16 protein-coding genes are annotated in these 17,795 nt (G+C 28.6%); 12 read left to right on the top strand and 4 right to left on the bottom strand.

The features are described 5' to 3' along the window. Window positions 1–57 precede the first annotated feature (57 nt). Window positions 58–1,233, top strand: coding sequence for a methionine adenosyltransferase (gene metK, locus CKL_RS17875; protein ID WP_012103997.1), 1,176 nt, complete (start codon window positions 58–60; stop codon window positions 1,231–1,233). A 75-nt stretch (window positions 1,234–1,308) separates the two neighbouring features. Here metK and CKL_RS17870 read toward each other — a convergent pair whose 3' ends face one another. The 3 genes from CKL_RS17870 to CKL_RS17860 are packed head-to-tail and all read right to left on the bottom strand — an operon-like array spanning window position 1,309 to window position 5,090. Then, window positions 1,309–2,412, bottom strand: a complete 1,104-nt coding sequence (locus tag CKL_RS17870) for an ABC transporter substrate-binding protein (protein WP_012103996.1) — start codon at window positions 2,410–2,412, stop codon at window positions 1,309–1,311. Between the two features lie 41 nt (window positions 2,413–2,453). Then, window positions 2,454–3,770: a nitrogenase component 1 gene (locus CKL_RS17865; RefSeq protein WP_012103995.1), complete on the bottom strand. Its 1,317-nt coding sequence runs from the start codon at window positions 3,768–3,770 to the stop codon at window positions 2,454–2,456. Window positions 3,771–3,776: 6 nt separating this feature from the next. Then, window positions 3,777–5,090 (bottom strand): nitrogenase component 1, encoded by a 1,314-nt coding sequence (locus CKL_RS17860; RefSeq protein ID WP_012103994.1) that lies wholly within the window; start codon window positions 5,088–5,090, stop codon window positions 3,777–3,779. Window positions 5,091–5,562: 472 nt separating this feature from the next. Here CKL_RS17860 and recD2 point away from each other — a divergent pair, with 472 nt between their 5' ends. The 7 genes from recD2 to CKL_RS17825 all read left to right on the top strand — a co-directional run bounded on the left by recD2 (window position 5,563) and on the right by CKL_RS17825 (window position 12,470). Beyond that, window positions 5,563–7,815: an SF1B family DNA helicase RecD2 gene (gene recD2, locus CKL_RS17855; RefSeq protein WP_012103993.1), complete on the top strand. Its 2,253-nt coding sequence runs from the start codon at window positions 5,563–5,565 to the stop codon at window positions 7,813–7,815. Further along, window positions 7,784–8,812, top strand: a complete 1,029-nt coding sequence (locus tag CKL_RS17850) for a hypothetical protein (protein WP_012103992.1) — start codon at window positions 7,784–7,786, stop codon at window positions 8,810–8,812. Before recD2 ends, CKL_RS17850 begins: the two co-directional genes overlap by 32 nt. Beyond that, the gene (locus CKL_RS17845; RefSeq protein ID WP_012103991.1) at window positions 8,785–9,465 is read left to right on the top strand and encodes a ComF family protein; all 681 of its coding nucleotides are present in this window, start codon (window positions 8,785–8,787) and stop codon (window positions 9,463–9,465) included. Before CKL_RS17850 ends, CKL_RS17845 begins: the two co-directional genes overlap by 28 nt. Before the next feature lie 912 nt (window positions 9,466–10,377). Continuing rightward, window positions 10,378–10,539, top strand: a complete 162-nt coding sequence (locus CKL_RS20125; RefSeq protein WP_012103989.1) for a tautomerase family protein — start codon at window positions 10,378–10,380, stop codon at window positions 10,537–10,539. Between the two features lie 16 nt (window positions 10,540–10,555). Further along, window positions 10,556–11,245 (top strand): hypothetical protein, encoded by a 690-nt coding sequence (locus CKL_RS17835; RefSeq protein WP_012103988.1) that lies wholly within the window; start codon window positions 10,556–10,558, stop codon window positions 11,243–11,245. A 204-nt stretch (window positions 11,246–11,449) separates the two neighbouring features. Then, window positions 11,450–11,896, top strand: coding sequence for a YbaK/EbsC family protein (locus CKL_RS17830; protein ID WP_012103987.1), 447 nt, complete (start codon window positions 11,450–11,452; stop codon window positions 11,894–11,896). A 109-nt stretch (window positions 11,897–12,005) separates the two neighbouring features. After that, window positions 12,006–12,470 (top strand): GNAT family N-acetyltransferase, encoded by a 465-nt coding sequence (locus tag CKL_RS17825; protein ID WP_012103986.1) that lies wholly within the window; start codon window positions 12,006–12,008, stop codon window positions 12,468–12,470. Window positions 12,471–12,964: 494 nt separating this feature from the next. Here the strand turns inward: CKL_RS17825 and CKL_RS17820 are convergent, their stop codons facing one another. Next, window positions 12,965–13,210, bottom strand: coding sequence for a helix-turn-helix domain-containing protein (locus CKL_RS17820; protein WP_012103984.1), 246 nt, complete (start codon window positions 13,208–13,210; stop codon window positions 12,965–12,967). A 104-nt stretch (window positions 13,211–13,314) separates the two neighbouring features. Here CKL_RS17820 and CKL_RS20120 point away from each other — a divergent pair, with 104 nt between their 5' ends. The 4 genes from CKL_RS20120 (at window position 13,315) to CKL_RS17805 (ending at window position 17,757) form a co-directional block, all read left to right on the top strand. Beyond that, the gene (locus tag CKL_RS20120) at window positions 13,315–13,491 is read left to right on the top strand and encodes a Spo0E family sporulation regulatory protein-aspartic acid phosphatase (RefSeq protein WP_012103983.1); all 177 of its coding nucleotides are present in this window, start codon (window positions 13,315–13,317) and stop codon (window positions 13,489–13,491) included. 425 nt (window positions 13,492–13,916) lie between these two features. Continuing rightward, entirely contained in the window at window positions 13,917–14,789 is an 873-nt protein-coding gene (locus tag CKL_RS17815; protein ID WP_012103982.1) for a transcriptional regulator, read from the top strand. Between the two features lie 8 nt (window positions 14,790–14,797). After that, window positions 14,798–15,373: a hypothetical protein gene (locus CKL_RS17810; protein WP_012620997.1), complete on the top strand. Its 576-nt coding sequence runs from the start codon at window positions 14,798–14,800 to the stop codon at window positions 15,371–15,373. A 1,475-nt stretch (window positions 15,374–16,848) separates the two neighbouring features. Continuing rightward, on the top strand, window positions 16,849–17,757 hold the full coding sequence (locus CKL_RS17805) for a LysR family transcriptional regulator (RefSeq protein ID WP_012103980.1): 909 nt from the start codon (window positions 16,849–16,851) through the stop codon (window positions 17,755–17,757). The last annotated feature ends 38 nt before the right edge of the window (window positions 17,758–17,795 follow it).

The following is a 17,795-nucleotide window of genomic DNA, read 5'->3' as shown; positions in this document are numbered from 1 at the left end:
TATTTAACCTCTTCTTATTGAAGTGGTTTTTTTATTTTATAGAGGGAGGTATTAAGAATGAGAAAGCTGTTTACATCTGAATCAGTTACGGAAGGACATCCTGATAAAATGTGCGATCAAATTTCAGATGCTATCTTAGATGCTATTTTGGAACAGGATCCTCAGGGGAGAGTGGCATGTGAGACTGCAACTACTACAGGTATGGTTTTGGTTATGGGGGAAATATCTACTAATTGTTATATTGATATCCCTAAAATAGTTAGAAAAACCATAAGGGAAATAGGATATACTAGGGCTAAATATGGATTTGATTGTGACACTTGTGCAGTACTTAGTTCAATTGATGAACAATCCTTAGATATAGCTATGGGAGTTAATGAATCTTTAGAAGCTAAAGTAGGCAAGATGGAAAAGGTGGATGCTATAGGGGCTGGAGATCAGGGTATGATGTTCGGATTTGCAACAAATGAAACTCCAGAGTATATGCCTATGCCCATAAACTTGGCTCATAAGCTTTCAAAGAGATTATCACAAGTTAGAAAAGAAGGTACATTGGATTATTTAAGACCTGATGGAAAGACACAGGTTACTATAGAATATGAGGAGAATAAGCCAGTTAGAGTAGACACAATAGTGGTGTCTACCCAACATGACGAATTTGTCACCAAAGAACAAATTGAAAGAGATATAATAAAAAATGTTATAGAACCTGTTGTTCCACCGGAATTTTTAGACTCTAATACTAAATATTTTATAAATCCAACAGGAAGATTTGTAGTTGGAGGTCCGCAAGGAGACTCTGGGCTTACAGGAAGAAAAATAATAGTTGATACCTATGGTGGTTACGGAAGACACGGTGGAGGAGCATTTTCCGGAAAGGATCCTACTAAGGTTGATAGATCTGCTGCTTATGCTGCTAGATGGGTAGCTAAAAATTTAGTTGCTGCAGGAGTTGCTGATAAGTTGGAAATACAGATTGCTTATGCTATAGGCGTAGCAGAACCTGTTTCAATAAATGTGGATACCTTTGGCACTGAAAAGATATCTGAGAAGAAGATAGTTGATATAGTAAATAAGGTGTTTGATTTAAGGCCAGCAGTAATAATAAGAGAATTAGAGCTAAGAAGACCTATATACAGACAGGCCGCAGCTTATGGACACTTTGGAAGAACTGATATAGACTTACCTTGGGAAAAATTAAATAAGGTTAATGATATAAAGAATTATCTTTAACAATAAAAACTCTGTATAATTATAGTACAGAGTTTTTTATTTTAATTATTTTGAATAGGTATCTATAATGCATATTTATTTTTTTGGATTTAATATATCCTCTAGGTTGTTATCTGATAGATCATAATAATAATAATTTTTGTAAAATTCTTTTACTTTTTGTTTAATATCTAAATCATTAAATAAGTCAGGATGGAGATTTTTGGCTAGCCATAAGGGTTGTAATGCACCTTCTGCACTTCTTACAGACCATAAATATACTCCTTTAGGATTAAGATAAACTTGTTTATTTTTTACAGCTGTTAGAGATTGCCACTGATTTGAACTGCTTGTGTCCATGATATAATCATAAGTGTTTTTACTTGTGGCTATAATCACATCTGGCTGATTTTTGTATAGAAACTCAAAATCAACACTAGTACCTTCATTGCTAGTACTAGATTCTTTAGAAATATTTTCTGCGGCTATATTTATACCTCCAGCAGCTTCTATGTAGGAAGTATTTATATCATTAGGACCATTTGTGGTAAGTGACCCTTTTGGGGTACCGCTGGCAACAAATACTTTAACTTTTTCACTAGACTTAGTTTTTTCACTAACATATTTTATATTATTATCATAGTATTCATTAAATTTTTTAGCTTTCTCTTCACCGCTTTCTCCAAGTACTTTTCCAACCATAGTAATAGTATTTTTTATATCTTCAGGAGTTTCTAATTTTAGTCCTAGAAAAGCTATGTTAGCTTTTTGTAGTCTTTCTTGTTCAGTTTGAGTAAATGTACCAAAAACTACTTGTGGATTTGCTTTAAGTAAAGTCTCCATGTTTAAAGTTCCAGGGCCTGAACCTGTGTAGGCAGCGGGAATTTCTGTTATTCTAGGATAAACTTTAGGAAAAAAACCTGTTTGAACCACTTGGGCCGTTGCCACCAATTTATCTGCTCCACCAAGTATTAAAACTATCTGATTTAAAGCTCCAGATGCAGCTATTCTAGTAACCTCATAGGGTATTGTGACTGTTTTACCAGTACCATCAACTATTTTTCTGGTTGAGGATGTTGAATTTTCTTGTTTGGTGGATGTACTATTTTTTTCATTTCCACAGCCTGTACTAATAATTGACATGAGCATAACTGTAATTACTGTAAATAAAATTAGAATTTTTGAATTTGTTTTTTTCATATTAGCTCTCCTTTATTATTTTATTGTAATATTTTTTTGATTTATAATCCTCTTAATATGCAGGAAAAAATATCTTCTATAAAAGCTAGTCCTCCTTCATATCCAACATAACTTTTATTGAGTATCAACCTATCTGAAATAGGAGGACTCATAGAAATAAAATATCCTTTCAGCTTAGAAGCAATTATTGAATCCCAGCTGCTGCCTATAATTAAAGGAATTAAATCTTCAGTTTTTTCCTTAATACTTTTAATAATTTCTTCTCCATCATTTATAAAGGTAACTGGTAAAGATATTTCACTAGGTAAACTTTTGCAACTGTTTTCTATCTCATTTCTGTATTTATAAGGGGGATTATCTACTATATATTGGCATCCTGGTATCATACTCAATTCTTTTACTAAAAATCTGGTAATTCCAGATACATATGTAGACTCTCCAATAGTAAAGAAACGTTGTGGGAAGGTACTGTCATAACAAGTTAACATTTCAGTTAATCTTTCCATATAGTAATAAAACATTGACTCCTTTTTTTCTATAAACTGGTTCACCAAATTCATATCTAATTTACAAAAATTTGCAACTTCTCTTAAAAATTCACTACATTCGTGTGCTCCTATCGGAAATATTGGATAATGAAAATAAGGTGTTCCAAAGTGCTTCTTCAAAAGTTCCATTGTTTTTAATCCTGTCCAGGCAGATATCAATATATTGAACTCAGCAGAAGGAATTTCACTCCAACAGTTTACACTTGAAGAAAGGCCAAATAATACATTTATAGAAAAACCAATCTGCTCTAACATGTTTTTTAAAGTTTCTATATTTCCACTCCAAAAAGGATCTAAATAAGGGGGAGATGTCCAAAGATTTATTTGTCTTTTCTTAACAGTTAATTTTTTTATAACAAATTGTTCTATAATAGAATTTATTACTAGCTCATGTCCAGAGTAAGCACTTCCTTTAAAGCCTGCAGTGTCCACATATACTATAGGTACTCCTTTTAATTTGAATTCATTAACTACAGCTTTTGTATTATCTCCCGCTAACTGTACATTACATCCTGTAAGTACCACATATAAATCAGCTTCTACAATGCTTATAGTACTTTGGATTAATTTTCTTATCCGATTTTCTCCTCCATATATAAAGTCTTCTCTATGGATGTTATCATTGGGAACAAAACTTCCTCCTCCGTACATCATGCCTTGGTAGCCATTACAAAAGCTTATTCCCTGATATAATCTCAAACAACAGCCAGAACCAGAATGTACAATAGGGATTGCTTTATTAATACCTAATACACTATGTAGCGCACCAAGTTCACAAAAATTCCTAGGTTGTAATATGACATTATTCATAATTTCCTACACCTTTTTTAATAGATTTTCTTTCATCCAGCATTTTTGATACGGCAATGTTGCGTGTTTCTTAATATTTTCTACAAAATTTCTGTTATTGATTAAGTCTAATAATTTTTGTGCAAATTTTAACATTCCTTTGTAGCCATAAAACTCCAACTCATTTTCAATCCATAATGTTGATATGCCCATTCTAGCACCCCAGGATCTTAAACTATAATGTTTTACAATTAATAAATCTGGATTTATATGGCTAATAGAATTGATTAATACATAGGCCTGATTAAATGAAAGCTTTACGCCATCTAGGCCATAGAGACTTCCATTCATGTCCTTTTTGAAAAATGGTATAGTACTATTATCAAAAAGCATTTCATAATCACTATCATAATCTATAATTTCTATGTTTAATTCCTTCAACATAATCAATATATTTTTTTCATATCCATGTCCCATTATTATTGGCAAACATCGTATATTATGAAGTTTGTTTTCAATCTCATTTAACATGTTTAAGTATTTTTTTTCTTCACATGAAACTATCTCATCACATGAAATTTCTTCTCCAAACCAACTATTAATTTGGTGGAAAAACATTTTTGTAGGCTCTATGCCATAAGGTAAAATTTTATTAATATATGGGATATCAAATTCTTCTTTTAGCCAATTTGCAATATATTTGCTGAAACGGTCAGCAGAAATTAATAGAGTACCCTGTGCACTTCCCATTTTTTCTAAACACTCATAATCTGTATAGCAAGATATATGATTCCACTTAACAGGTATTTTATTAAGTATTTCTTTTATATCATCATTACCACTAAAATTAATAACATTATAAAATTTTTCCTCTTTATGGATACCTTTTATAAGTTTATTGAAGCCCCCAGCTTTTTTGGAGTTAAATCCAGAACCCCATGTTTTAGAATTGTAAAGTTCGCAGGTGACTGTGATTAAAGGAATTAAATAATTATCCTGGATAGAATCAATAACATTTTGTATATCTAGTGCCGTTGTTCCTGAACCACAACTGGCGGTAATAAAAATAACTTTGGGATTTAAAGTTTTTATTGCTTTGTTTATTGCCTTCTGCAGTTTTTCGTCAATTCCCAGAATTACATCCATCTCTGTGATATTGCTGCTAATTAATTTTGCATTTTTAATAGGTAAGCCGCGTTTTTTTAATCCCATTTTAAATTTAAGATTAAAATCCACAAATGACGATGCACATCCCAAAGGCGAGTGAATAATTACTACACTATCTTTTATTGTAGAAAGAATACTTGAAATAATAGGTGACTGACATTCTGCACATTGCATAAAAGTTAGGTCATGTGTATTATGTTCAAAATTTTCTTTATACGTAGATATCGTCCCCTTTAAGATCTTAAAATATATATTTCAAATAGCAATTTGATAATATATAGCAATTAGGTATAAGTTATTAGTATAATTATTGCAATGTTTTATCATGTTTAATACAATTTTATTATATTTCGTATAATTTTGTGTTTATTATAATATAAGAAAAATTATATTTCAATAATTTTTTCAATATTTTTTTGATAATTTATTATTCATAGTGAACTTTGTTTTTTAATATGATATTTTAGATACGATTTTTCTGAATTTTGTTTTAAAGGATTAGATTATTGCCCGTAAAGTACTATAGGATTAAATGCTGCATGAACACATTTATATATATTTTTATAACGTGTAAGTGTATAATAATGGTGAATAGTGTTATTATGTTTTTAAATTTTATAAATAATTTTGTATTAAGGTGAGTTATATGCAGGAATTACAGGGAGTTGTAGAAGATATAATATTTCAAAATAAGGATAATGGGTACACAGTGGCTAAGATAAAAGAGAAAGAAGATACAATAACTATAGTTGGATGTATACCTTATATAATAGAAGGACAAAATTTGGAGGTTTCAGGAGAGTGGGTAGTTCATCCTGAATTTGGCCATCAATTTAAAGTTAAACTGTTTAAAGAGATAATTCCAGATACCTTAGTTGGCATAGAAAAGTATCTGTCTTCAGGTATTATATCAGGCATAGGACCAGTTACTGCAAAAAAGATAGTAGAAAAGTTTGGGAAAGATACACTCCATATATTAGATAACAATATAGAAAGGTTAAAAGAAATAGAGGGCATAGGATCAAAAAAGATATCCTTAATAGAAAAATCTTATTGTAAGCAATATGAAATAAGAAATATAATGATATTTATGCAAACTTATGGAGTAACCCCTAATCAATGTGTAAAAATATACAAAAAGTTGGGAGTTAACTCAATAAATATAGTAAAAGAAAATCCCTATATTCTTACAGAAGAAATATCAGGAATAGGATTCAAAATAGCAGATAAAATAGCAAGAGGTCTTGGCATAGAAAAGGATTCTCCCTTTAGAGTACAAAGTGGTATAAAATATTTAATAAATAAATTTTGCAGCAGAGGAAATACTTATGTGCCCATAGACGTATTGATAAGAAATGGAATGAGTATACTTGGAGTGAGTCAAAAGGAACTGGAGAAAAATATATATGAAAGCTCCTTAAATGGAAAAATAAAGGTAGAAAAATACGGAGATAAGATTTGTGTATTCTCCATGACATATTATTATTGCGAATTAAGTGTAACTAAGAAGATATTGACATTAGCTTTTAATAAGTGTAAAGATATAGATTTAAATATATATGAGGAAATTAAAAATTTTGAAAAGGCCAATAACATAAAATTTGCTTTTTCACAAAAAGAAGCAATTAAAGGATCAGTAGAAAATAGTGTAGAAATAATAACAGGAGGGCCTGGAACAGGAAAGACTACTATTATTAATTGTATGATTCAGTTATTTGAAAAATCAAACTTGAAAGTCCTTATGGCGGCACCTACTGGAAGGGCTGCAAAGAGAATGTCAGAGGCAACTAAAAGAGAGGCGAAAACTATACATAGATTACTTGAAATAGGTGTAGAAAGTGATGATGAAGCATTATTTTTTTCTCGTGGAGAAGAATCTCCCCTTCAATGTGATGTGGTAATTATAGATGAAGCCTCTATGATAGATATAGTAATGATGAATAATTTATTAAAAGCTATTTCATTAAAAACTAGACTTATAATAGTAGGAGATTCAGAGCAGCTTCCTTCTGTAGGACCTGGAAATGTACTTAGAGATCTGATAGATAGCCGGTGCATTAAGGTAGTCAGATTAAAAGAAATATTTAGACAGTCAAGAGAGAGCATGATTATAGTAAATGCCCATAAAATAAATTTAGGAGAAATGCCGATCCTAAATAAAAAACTTAAAGATTTTTATTTTATAAAAGCCTTGGAATTCTCCAATATATTAAATCTTCTAGTAGAATTAGCAAATAAAAGATTACCTGCATTTAATGGACATTGGGATAAAATGAAACACATTCAAATACTATCTCCCATGAGAAAAGGAATTTTAGGAGTATCAAATTTAAATAGAAAACTTCAGGAAGCTTTAAATCCTAAAAGTAATAATAAAAAAGAAAAGTATTTTAGAGATATGATTTTTAGAGTTGGAGATAAGGTAATGCAAATTAAAAATAACTATACTTTAAAGTGGACAGTAATTTCAGGAGAAAAAGAGGAAAAAGGTATGGGCATTTTTAATGGAGATTTTGGATATATTGAAGATATTGATGAAGAGAAGGATACAGTAACTGTTATATTTGACGAAGAGAAAAGAGTTGTATATGACAGTATATGTTTAGATGAATTAGATTTAGCTTATGGAATAACTATACATAAAAGCCAGGGGAGTGAATTTCCAGTTATTATTGTTCCTATGTTTATGGGGCCGGTTTTACTTATGAATAGGAATTTACTATATACAGCTATAACTAGGGCAAAAGAGATGGTGGTACTTGTAGGAGATTTAAGAGCTTTAACCTTTATGATAAGTAATAATAAAAGTTTTGAGAGGTATTCCTTATTAAAATATAGAATAATGGATATAATGGAGAGTGAAGTGGATGTTACTTTGGAACAAAATGAGTTTCGCTGATAGAAAAAAAGAAATAAGTGAAGAGATATTAAAGTGGAGTTTTACCAAAGAGTCTTTTTTAAGTGTTATTTCTGTTCCGTATAATTCAACTAAGAGTTTTATTCAGATTATTCAACATTATGTAACTGAAAACAAGAATGTAATTTATATAACTAATGAGGAATTGGGTAATATTAATATAATAAAGAATATAGAAAAGCATGAAAGAATTGTAGATTATGCCTATGTGGAGAATTCAGAAAATTTTATAGAGTGTAAACTGAAAATATGCAATTTTGAAAATGCCATAAGATTAAAGGAAAAGTTTAAATTGATTATATATGATGACATAAATAGTTTTTCCAAATACAATAAATATGAAATATTCGATTTGATCGATAAATTAAGCTGTAAAGATAGTAAAGTTATTATATGTTCTATACAGAATATATTCAAACATTCCAGAGAAATATTTATGCCCGTTAGAAAAGGAATACAAATAGTAGAACCAAGGGTGATATCTACAAGGCTTGATATGAATGAGGATATACCATTTGTTGTATACGAATATTTAAGATGGTCTATGGATATAGGAAAAAAAACTATAATATATGTTCCTGATGAACAAAAACTACAAAATGTATACCTATATGTTTATAAATATTGTAAAAACTTTAGTAAAAATATTATAACTTTTTTTGATGGAAAATCTAATGAAATGTTGATTAAAGAATTTTTACATGGAGTAAATGACATATTAATAACTAATTCTTTTCATAGAAATATATGCAGTGTAAAAAAATGCGATATAATGGTATATTTTGCGGATAATCCACAGTTTGATTATAAAAGATTTGTCTATTTGTGCAGGGGAAGAGATACAGGAAGAGGTGAAAATAGCTTAAAAGAAGAGGTTATATTATTAGCTAATTTAGAAAGTATACATATAGAAGAAACTAAAAATATAACTAGAAATTTTAATAGGAAAGCATGGAAAATGGGTTTGTTAAAAGTTTAAGATTTTTATTAGAGTGTGTACTGGATTTAGTGTATTGTGGAGATGAAAAGTGTATATTATGCAGAGAAGAACTATATAAGGATAAAATCATATGTACCACTTGTAAAAGTAATATAAAAATTTGTAAAGATAGCTTTGATATAAAAGTTCATAATAAACAGTGTAGATGTTATAGCAGTGCCTATTATTCGGGGAGTATGATGGAACTTATTTTAAAATTAAAATATAAGAATTCCTTTAGGGCAGGAGAAGTTATAGCAGGATACATGAAAGATACAATATTTAATAATAAAATTGAGTTTGATATTATAACTTATGTACCTATGACAAAGAAAAGTATTAAAAAAAGAGGGTACAATCAAAGTGAATATTTGGCAAGATTGCTGGGGAAATATGTGGATAAACCTGTTGTATCCTGCCTAGATAAAATAAAAGATACCAAAGATCAAATTGGATTGAGCAAAATGAATAGATGGGATAATATTCAAGGAAGTTTTAAGATTAATAATGAACATTCTATAGAAAATAAAAACATTTTAATAATAGACGATGTGTTAACTACTGGTGCTACGGCTTTTTATTGTTGTAGTGAACTTATTAAAGCTAAAGTGGGGAAAATTAATATATTGACTGGAGCTAAAAGTAAGGTATAATTTTATTAGTTGAGTTAGGTTTGTGGTTGAAAATCGAGGCCAGTCGCAGGCAAAACGATCCACGTAAGTTAAATAAAATATTTAATGAGCATGGTGCGGCTTAGAAGTAAGTCCTGCCGTAAAATTACGAGAGAATTAATAGTGAGAGGGTAATTCCGGGTAGTGAACGTTCCAGCAGGCGAGTGTGGGGGCAAAGACCAGGTCAACTAACTTAGCGATAGCACTATTTGTGCAGCACAGCAGCCTTTTTTAAGGCTGCTATACTAATTTGATTTTAAATATTCCCGACTTATTCCCACCCTAGAAAAAATAACTATGTTTTTGGGTAGTATTTCTGGTCCAATAAGGTTATGACTGTAATTATGATATGGCGCAAAATTATTTATAGTTGAATTTTTCAGTGTTTTTATGTGGTAAAATAAACAATGTGATTTAAGGAATAAGTATAATTCATTTGATAAAATTAAAATTTACTAACATATTGACTTTTTGGTCAAGCAGGTATATGATGTAAAAAATAAGAGTAAAAGTCAGTGAAGAGAAGTAGTAGATATGGAAATTTAGCTAAAGCGAATTTGGGATAGTGAGAGCCAAATGCTGTAGTCTGTATTGAATGGGTCTCCGAGATGTGATGTGAAATAGCAGTAGCAGTAAACGGATAGTCCACCGTTAAAAGGACAGGGTATCGAGTAATTTCCGTACCTGAAAAAGCTGATTTTATATTAAGGTGGTATAGCAGAATATTCATTTTGCCCTTAAGGGGTGAAGTGTTTTTTATTTTATAGAACTTTTAACTGCTGTTTTCATATTAGTATAAAAAATAAATATGGGTGGCATAGCAGTCACTTTGTCCCATATGGGGATAAAGTGGCTTTTTTGTTTATAAAACTATTTATGGAAAGGATGATGTTCATGTTAAACTTATGGTTTAAAAGTAATTATTGTTATCAAGAAGAACTAAATATTATGCCTAATGATATTGAAATAACAATTTTTGAAACTCCTAGCCATAATTGGGGAATAAGAGGATTACCAGGAAATGAATTAAGTTTAGATTATAATATCAAAATATAGTTTTGGAGTGGATGGTATGGAGAAAAAATTGGATTTAAAGAATATCGTTCTAATAGGCAGAACTTTTAGTGAATATTATAGGATGTTTGATATTCATAATATAAGTAAAAATGAGAGAATATTGGATGTAGCTTCAGGTGTCAGTTCTTTTTGTGCAGAAGCTAGAACTTTAGGATATGATGTTACTGCTTCTGATAGAATTTATTCTTTTTCGGTTAAGGATATAGAAGAAAAGTGCACAAAAGATTTAGAAATAACAATGACAAAAATGGAAGAGATTAAGGATTTGTATAAGTGGAAGTATTTTAAAAGCATTAAACATTTAAAAGAACACCGTAAAAAAGCATATGAAGCATTTATTTGGGATTTTAAACAAAATTCAAAGGCGGAATATGTTACTACCGAGTACCCCAAAAGCTATTTTAAAGATAAACAGTTTAATATAGCTCTTGTATCACACTTTCTGTTTATGTATGATGAGCATTTAGATTATGAGTTCCATAAAAGGGTTATTGAGGAATTAGTAAGGATAACATCGAAGGAAATAAGAGTATTTCCAATAGTCAATTTAAAATGTGAAAAATCTCTGTTTGTTGACAAATTAATAGAGGATGGATGCTTTTCTAAATATGAAATTAAAACAGTAAAAGTAAATTATGAATTTGTGAAAGGTGGAAACGAAATGTTAGTAATCAGGGTTCAATAATAGTACTTAGTTCATCGATTTAATCTATATGGAATGAAGCAGATAAACCTCTGAAAGTGATTGCTATAACAGTTCAGATAGCAAGTTTATAATATATTTTTTTTATGTATAGGAATTTATAAAATTTCCAATAAAATTCTAATTAAAAAGGTTATAAAGGATAGCGAATTTTTTTGAAATATGTACTACTAGGAGGTAAATTTAATGAAAAACATAAAAGATATTTTAAAAGGGAATGGTTTTTCATTTGAATTAATTCATAATGATAAGCCCATTTATACAGCAAAAGAAGGTGCTGACTATTTTAAAATTGATATTGCTCAAATAGCACCAACATTAATAATATATACAAATAAAGGGTTTTATGTAATAGTTATATCAGGTGGAAGAGGTCATGTAAATTTCAAGGAAATAAAATGTTTGCTAAACTGTAAAAATGTTAGATTAGCCACTAAAGAGGAAGTTAAATTGATAACGGGATTTTCAGTTGGGAATGTTCCGATGTTCGGAATTTCATTGCCATATATAATTGATAAGAGACTTCTTAAGGTTTCTTTTGTATATGGTGGATTAGGTGAAGAAAATACTACTTTAAAAGTTGAGCCAGATGCTTTATTGAAATTAAATAATGTTATTGGAACATTGGATTAAAAATTTCCTAAATTTAAAATTAAGGTAATTTCGTAATCTTTTCTTATACTTGTGTCACAAGTGTAAATATTATGAAGAAAATTCACATTGAGTGAAAGGAATTTGTACGATGAAAATTGAATTTACGAAAGCAACAATTGATGATGTTGATAAATTAATTGATGTACAAAATCAGAGTTTCTATGCCGATTTTATCAAATATGGAGAATGTCCTGGATATAACCATTCTAAAGAAAGTATGGCTAATATTGTCCTAAACAAAATAATATATAAAATAATTTATAATAATCAAATAGTAGGCGATATTATTATTAGAGATAATAATGATGGCACGTACTTTCTTGGAGGTATCTGTGTGATACCAAACTATGAGGATAAGGGAATTGGACAAGAAGCTATTAAGTTTATAGAAAGTCAATTTCCCAATGCAACTGACTGGACTTTAGAGACACCTGCGGATAAGAAGAGAAATCATTATTTTTATAAGAAAATGGGATATACTATCGTAAAAGAATATATGGATGTTTCTGTCAAAATAGTATTATTTAAAAAAGAGATAAACTCAACAATTTAGAACATGTATAATTTATTATAATGATTAATTTAAATATAAAATTTTATAGATATAGTTATTATGACTTCTATAGTTGTTTATATTAGAATTTTAGATATTAATAACAAGGAAGTGAATATGTAAGTTGTATAGGTAATCAATATAGAAATAAAAAAATAATTATATCTTTGGAAAAGAAGTAAGAGGATTAAGGAAGGTGATTTAATTCTTGATAAAGAAAACGGTATAAAATTAATTACTGGAATAAGTAATGTAACATACAAATGTTTTAAGAATAAAAAGAGTATTAAAGATAAGATAATTCTATTTAAATTTAAAGAAAAGGATAGCATTATTTGATATAAATTCCATAGCTTTATCATAAGCCTCGACTGATTTGATTAGGTAAATTTTAATATTTATTCATTTATTTTGCGATTAAATTTTAATTATGAATGAAGCCTATTATGTTTAAGATAGAGGATATTGTGGAGTACATTAAAAAGAGAACAGTGTTAGTCTTTTCCAAGAAGCCATAATATACTTACATTTAACGCATCGGCAATAGCAACAAGTTCCTTATCTGTAACAGGTCTTGTTTTAGATTCAATTTTGGATATTGTTGTTTTTTCAAGTTCTATGCCTCTTACGGCAAGTCTGGCAAGTAAATCATTTTGAGTTACTTTAGGTTTATTTTTAAGTCTTGCATATTTTACTCTGTCACCAATTAAATTTTTGTCTTTATTTTCAGCATGTCTCATCAAGATAATCCCCCAAAATAATCCTTTATTCACATTGATTATATGTGAGAAATAATGATATAATTTGCTTGTGGAGCAAGTTTGTTAATTGTATAGGGGGTTATATGGATAAGAATATAAAAATGAAGCGCCAAATAGAAGAAGTCAGAGAAACTTTGAATAATAAATTGTTACAGGACATTTTAAATAAAGAGACAATAAATATGGATACATTAAATCTAAGTTGGAAATTAGACAAATTGATTGCTGATTATATGAAGAAGAAAATTCTAGACAAATAGAGAATATTGTTCACTATCAACAAGATAAACCAACGAGATAAGAAGAAAGATATGAGGAATAAAATATTAGAAATTTGCAATGATCCTAAAAGTAAGAGGGAAATAGCTAATTTTTTGAAATTAAAAGATATACGTTGTTTAACACAAAGGTATCTTAAGGCATTAATAGAAAAATGAAATAGAATTGAGAAGAATGTCAGAATATTTTGATTAAGGTATTTATAGTAAGGTTATATATTCACATATAATAAACGATATTGTAATTTAGTATCGTTAGTGGATTGTCATACTAAATAGTATAAATAATTGTATATAGACAAGCTTGTCTATATTATTGCGTTAAAAATATATAATGAATATTAATAGGATTAAGTACAATACATTAAGAATTTTATCAGAGTAAATAATTAAGGGAGGAGTAATTCTTGGTAAATAGTGATATTTATAATTTATTTAAGGAATTGATAAATTTACCTGTTGAAAATGAATGTGTGGAATTTAAAGAAGCAAAAAATGATTTTAGCTTTGAAGAGCTAGGAAAATATTTTTCCGCGCTAAGTAATGAAGCAAATTTAAAAAATAAGCGATATGCATGGAAAGGACATTATTATGAAAGAGACGGAGAATCTCTTGGAGCTTTAAATATTCAAGAACTTGAATTTATAAGAAATCAAAATAGGGTGACGGATTGGTCTTCGCTTATTTGTGAAGATGCAACAATTAATGATTTGGATAAAAATGCAATATTGAAAGCAAGAGAACAATATAAAATAAAAAATCCTAAGTTGGAACAAGAATGTGATAGTTGGAATGATGAGGTATTTCTAAACAAAGCTAAGCTGACAGTAAATGGGAAAATGACAAAAACAGCAATTCTTCTATTAGGAAAAGAAGAATCAGAACATTATTTAAGTCCTGCTGTTGCTAAAATATCATGGATATTAAAAGACGAAAGAAACATAGAAAAAGATTATGAGCATTTTGGCCCACATTTTATAATTTCTGTTGATAGAGTGTTTGAAAAAATAAGAAATTTAAAATATAGGTATTTAAAGGAAAATACATTATTTCCTACAGAAATAACTCAATATGAACCATTTGTAATAAGAGAAGTTCTTCATAACTGCATAGCTCATCAAGATTATAATTTAGGCGGAAAAATAAATGTAGTTGAAAAACCTGATGAACTAATTTTTTCTAACTTAGGGAGCTTTATTCCGAAAACAATTGAAAATGTCATAGAAAAGGATTCACCAGAAGAATTTTATAGAAATCAGTTTTTAGCTAATACTATGTAAGCTTAAATATGATAGACACTATAGGAAGTGGCATCAAGAAGATGTTTATTATGCAAATACAAAGGTATTTTCCACTACCTGATTACGATTTGAAAGTAGAGAATAGAGTTTCGGTTAAGATTAGTGGAAAAGTAATTGATGAAAATTATACAAAACTATTAATAAATAATACAAATTTAGAACTAAAGTTGGCAATTGCGTTAGATAAAGTTCAGAAAAAGGAACTATTAAGCCAGAATGAAAGAAATATATTAAGAAAAATGAAATTAATAGAAGGTAAGTACCCTAATGTCTATGTTACATCTAAAATAGCATCTGTTATGGAACAAAAAGCTCAGTATATAAGGAATAGAGGATTTGATAATGGTTACTATAAAGACTTGGTAATTAATTATTTAAATGAATATAAAAGTGCATCAAGAAAAGAAATAGATGATTTATTAATGGGCAAACTTCCGGATATATTAACTGATGAACAAAAATATAGAAAGATAAGCAAGATATTAAATGAGATGTCACATAAGGATAAAAGTATAAAAAATAAAAGTAATAGCACAAAAGCCTCAAAGTGGATATTAGTATAAAATTTCTTTTTCAACTAACTGTGAGAGAAAAGAAAAGGAAAGAAAAAGAATGTTTTTTGAAATTAAAATTTAATATATATTAGATTCTACAATAGGTTAAGAAATATAGAATATAAAATGGATTGTTGCAGAAAGACAATAATTTATTTTATATAATGAAATCATAATTATATTACTAAAGAAACAATAAGAATATGATGACAATCCAAGATAAAAGTGAATTTAATAAAGGTAAACAATAATAAGTCTTACATTTTGATAGTATAGTTAAAACTAAGTGAGAGAATGATAATAAATATTAATAAGTTAGAATTTTTTATTTGTTTGGTTTATTTTTGTGAAACTTTTTTATAATTTTACTATTTATATCATATGGCATTCTATGGGTAAACTCATTTATGCAATTATCTAATTCCTGACTTACCTTTAATATTTGATTATACTCAGCCTTTTCTGTAAGAGAAAGAAGCTATAGGTCTTGTATTTATAAGAAAAAATGGAAAAATAACTAACGGAGATTATCAAAAGCTTAATAATGTGAATAGAGATAGAGCACTCATTGACTTAAAGGATCTTATTAGAAAAGATATTATAAAAATCTCAAAGCATAGGAAGTGGAATATATTATGTTTTAAATCACAGCGTTAATGACATAAGTCAAATAAGTTTATTTGATAATAGTTTGAAAAAAATAATTTTAGTGAAAATAAAGTACAGTATAACAAGATGAGATCATACCCAACAAGTAGAAATCAAAAATATATTAGATTCAAAATTTAAATAATGGTTAAAATATTCCTGAATTAGATAAAAATGAATATATTCTTGGGTAGTATTTAATGTGATTTATAAAGTAAATATACTTTATTTGATGAATTTAAAATATCGGATGTATGACATCCAATTATTTATATAATAAACGAGATTTTAAATTATGGGTTATTGACTAAAGAATTAGCAAAGTATATTAAGAGTCTATCCTTAAATAAAATTAACTAAAGAAAATGTTGATATTTTAAATGCTGACAGTTTAAATGAAAATAGAGCTGATAAAGAAGTTGGAATATGAATAGATAAATGTATTAATATGTATAGAGTAAAAGAAGTATAATTTAGGATACAGTATCCTAAATTTGTGTTATAAATGTGAAATTATGTAATTAAAAATTTATATTGGGTTATAAAACACTAGTATTCATTTTTAGGTTTACGTCTCAATAAATGATTTATTTGATATAATTAATAATACATACAATAAGGCTAAAAGTTAAAGATTAGAAAACGAATTTTTAATAACAACTTTTTAGTGCTTTTTTATTAATATTATCTAATGGAAAAACATTAAACTTTACAGATAACCAAATATTTGAACAAACAAAATATGGACAATTAAATTTACGAGAAATGTTAATTTTAATGCTTTCATTTTATTAAGGAAAGGATAAATGAATATATGAGCACAGGAGGAAATAGCTTTGACTTTACAACAGTTAAAATATATCGTTGAAGTTGCGGACAAAGGTTCCATTACCGTGGCGGCAAAAAAATTGTTTATTTCGCAACCGAGCCTGTCTGCTTCTATAAAAGAATTAGAAGCAGAAATAAAAACAACAATTTTTGTTCGCACTAACAGAGGAATCATTGTTTCAAATGAAGGTGCGGACTTCTTGGGTTACGCCCGCCAAATATTACAACAGGTAATGTTGGTTGAAGATAGATATATCAATGCAACACCTTTAAAGCAACGTTTTTCAGTTTCAACACATCATTATACTTTTGCAGCTAATGCTTTTGTGGATTTAATTAAAGAGTTTGGTGGTGATGAATATGACTTTACTTTTCGTGAGACAAAAACCTATAATATTATTGAAGATGTCAAAAATTTGCAGAGTGAATTAGGTATACTCTATCTAAGCAGTTTTAATGAGCACATTATTCGTAAATATTTAAATGAAAGTAATCTAATTTTTTCTGAATTGTTTGTAGCAACTCCTCACATTTTTATTTGCAAAGAAAATCCTTTAGCGAACCGTTCCAGCATTACTCCTGATGATTTAGAGGATTTACCTTACTTGGAGTATGAACAAGGAAAGCATAACTCTTTTTATTTTTCAGAAGAAATCCTAAGCACTCTAAACCATAAAAAAACAATAAAAGTGAGTGAGCGTGCGGCGGTAGTTAATCTTTTAATTGGTATAAATGCGTATACTATTTCTACGGGCGTATTTCCATCATATTTGCATGGAGACGATATTATTGCAATTCCGTTAGAGGTTGATGAAAAAATCCACGTTGGAGTCATTACTCACAAGGGCTATATACCAACGCGATTAGGTGAACTTTATTTATTGGCATTAAAAAGAATTGCAGAAGAACTTATATAGTAAACGGTTTATTCTATACTATGGTCTGAAATAGCTTT

The organism is Clostridium kluyveri DSM 555, from assembly GCF_000016505.1.
In the GTDB taxonomy this organism is placed as follows: Bacteria; Bacillota; Clostridia; order Clostridiales; family Clostridiaceae; genus Clostridium_B; species Clostridium_B kluyveri.
Note: the sequence above shows the minus strand (reverse complement) of the source record. Positions and strands in the feature narration are given on the sequence as shown.

What these genes read in the sequence shown, in the direction of transcription:
- CKL_RS20125 (WP_012103989.1), top strand. Translation starts at nt 10,378, where the DNA reads ATGTTAAACTTATGGTTTAAAAGTAATTATTGTTATCAAGAAGAACTA.
- CKL_RS17825 (WP_012103986.1), top strand. Translation starts at nt 12,006, where the DNA reads ATGAAAATTGAATTTACGAAAGCAACAATTGATGATGTTGATAAATTA.
- recD2 (WP_012103993.1), top strand. Translation starts at nt 5,563, where the DNA reads ATGCAGGAATTACAGGGAGTTGTAGAAGATATAATATTTCAAAATAAG.
- CKL_RS17810 (WP_012620997.1), top strand. Translation starts at nt 14,798, where the DNA reads ATGATAGACACTATAGGAAGTGGCATCAAGAAGATGTTTATTATGCAA.
- CKL_RS17860 (WP_012103994.1), bottom strand. Translation starts at nt 5,090, where the DNA reads ATGCAATGTGCAGAATGTCAGTCACCTATTATTTCAAGTATTCTTTCT.
- CKL_RS17820 (WP_012103984.1), bottom strand. Translation starts at nt 13,210, where the DNA reads ATGAGACATGCTGAAAATAAAGACAAAAATTTAATTGGTGACAGAGTA.
- metK (WP_012103997.1), top strand. Translation starts at nt 58, where the DNA reads ATGAGAAAGCTGTTTACATCTGAATCAGTTACGGAAGGACATCCTGAT.
- CKL_RS17850 (WP_012103992.1), top strand. Translation starts at nt 7,784, where the DNA reads ATGTTACTTTGGAACAAAATGAGTTTCGCTGATAGAAAAAAAGAAATA.
- CKL_RS20120 (WP_012103983.1), top strand. Translation starts at nt 13,315, where the DNA reads ATGGATAAGAATATAAAAATGAAGCGCCAAATAGAAGAAGTCAGAGAA.
- CKL_RS17865 (WP_012103995.1), bottom strand. Translation starts at nt 3,770, where the DNA reads ATGAATAATGTCATATTACAACCTAGGAATTTTTGTGAACTTGGTGCG.
- CKL_RS17830 (WP_012103987.1), top strand. Translation starts at nt 11,450, where the DNA reads ATGAAAAACATAAAAGATATTTTAAAAGGGAATGGTTTTTCATTTGAA.
- CKL_RS17845 (WP_012103991.1), top strand. Translation starts at nt 8,785, where the DNA reads ATGGAAAATGGGTTTGTTAAAAGTTTAAGATTTTTATTAGAGTGTGTA.
- CKL_RS17835 (WP_012103988.1), top strand. Translation starts at nt 10,556, where the DNA reads ATGGAGAAAAAATTGGATTTAAAGAATATCGTTCTAATAGGCAGAACT.
- CKL_RS17870 (WP_012103996.1), bottom strand. Translation starts at nt 2,412, where the DNA reads ATGAAAAAAACAAATTCAAAAATTCTAATTTTATTTACAGTAATTACA.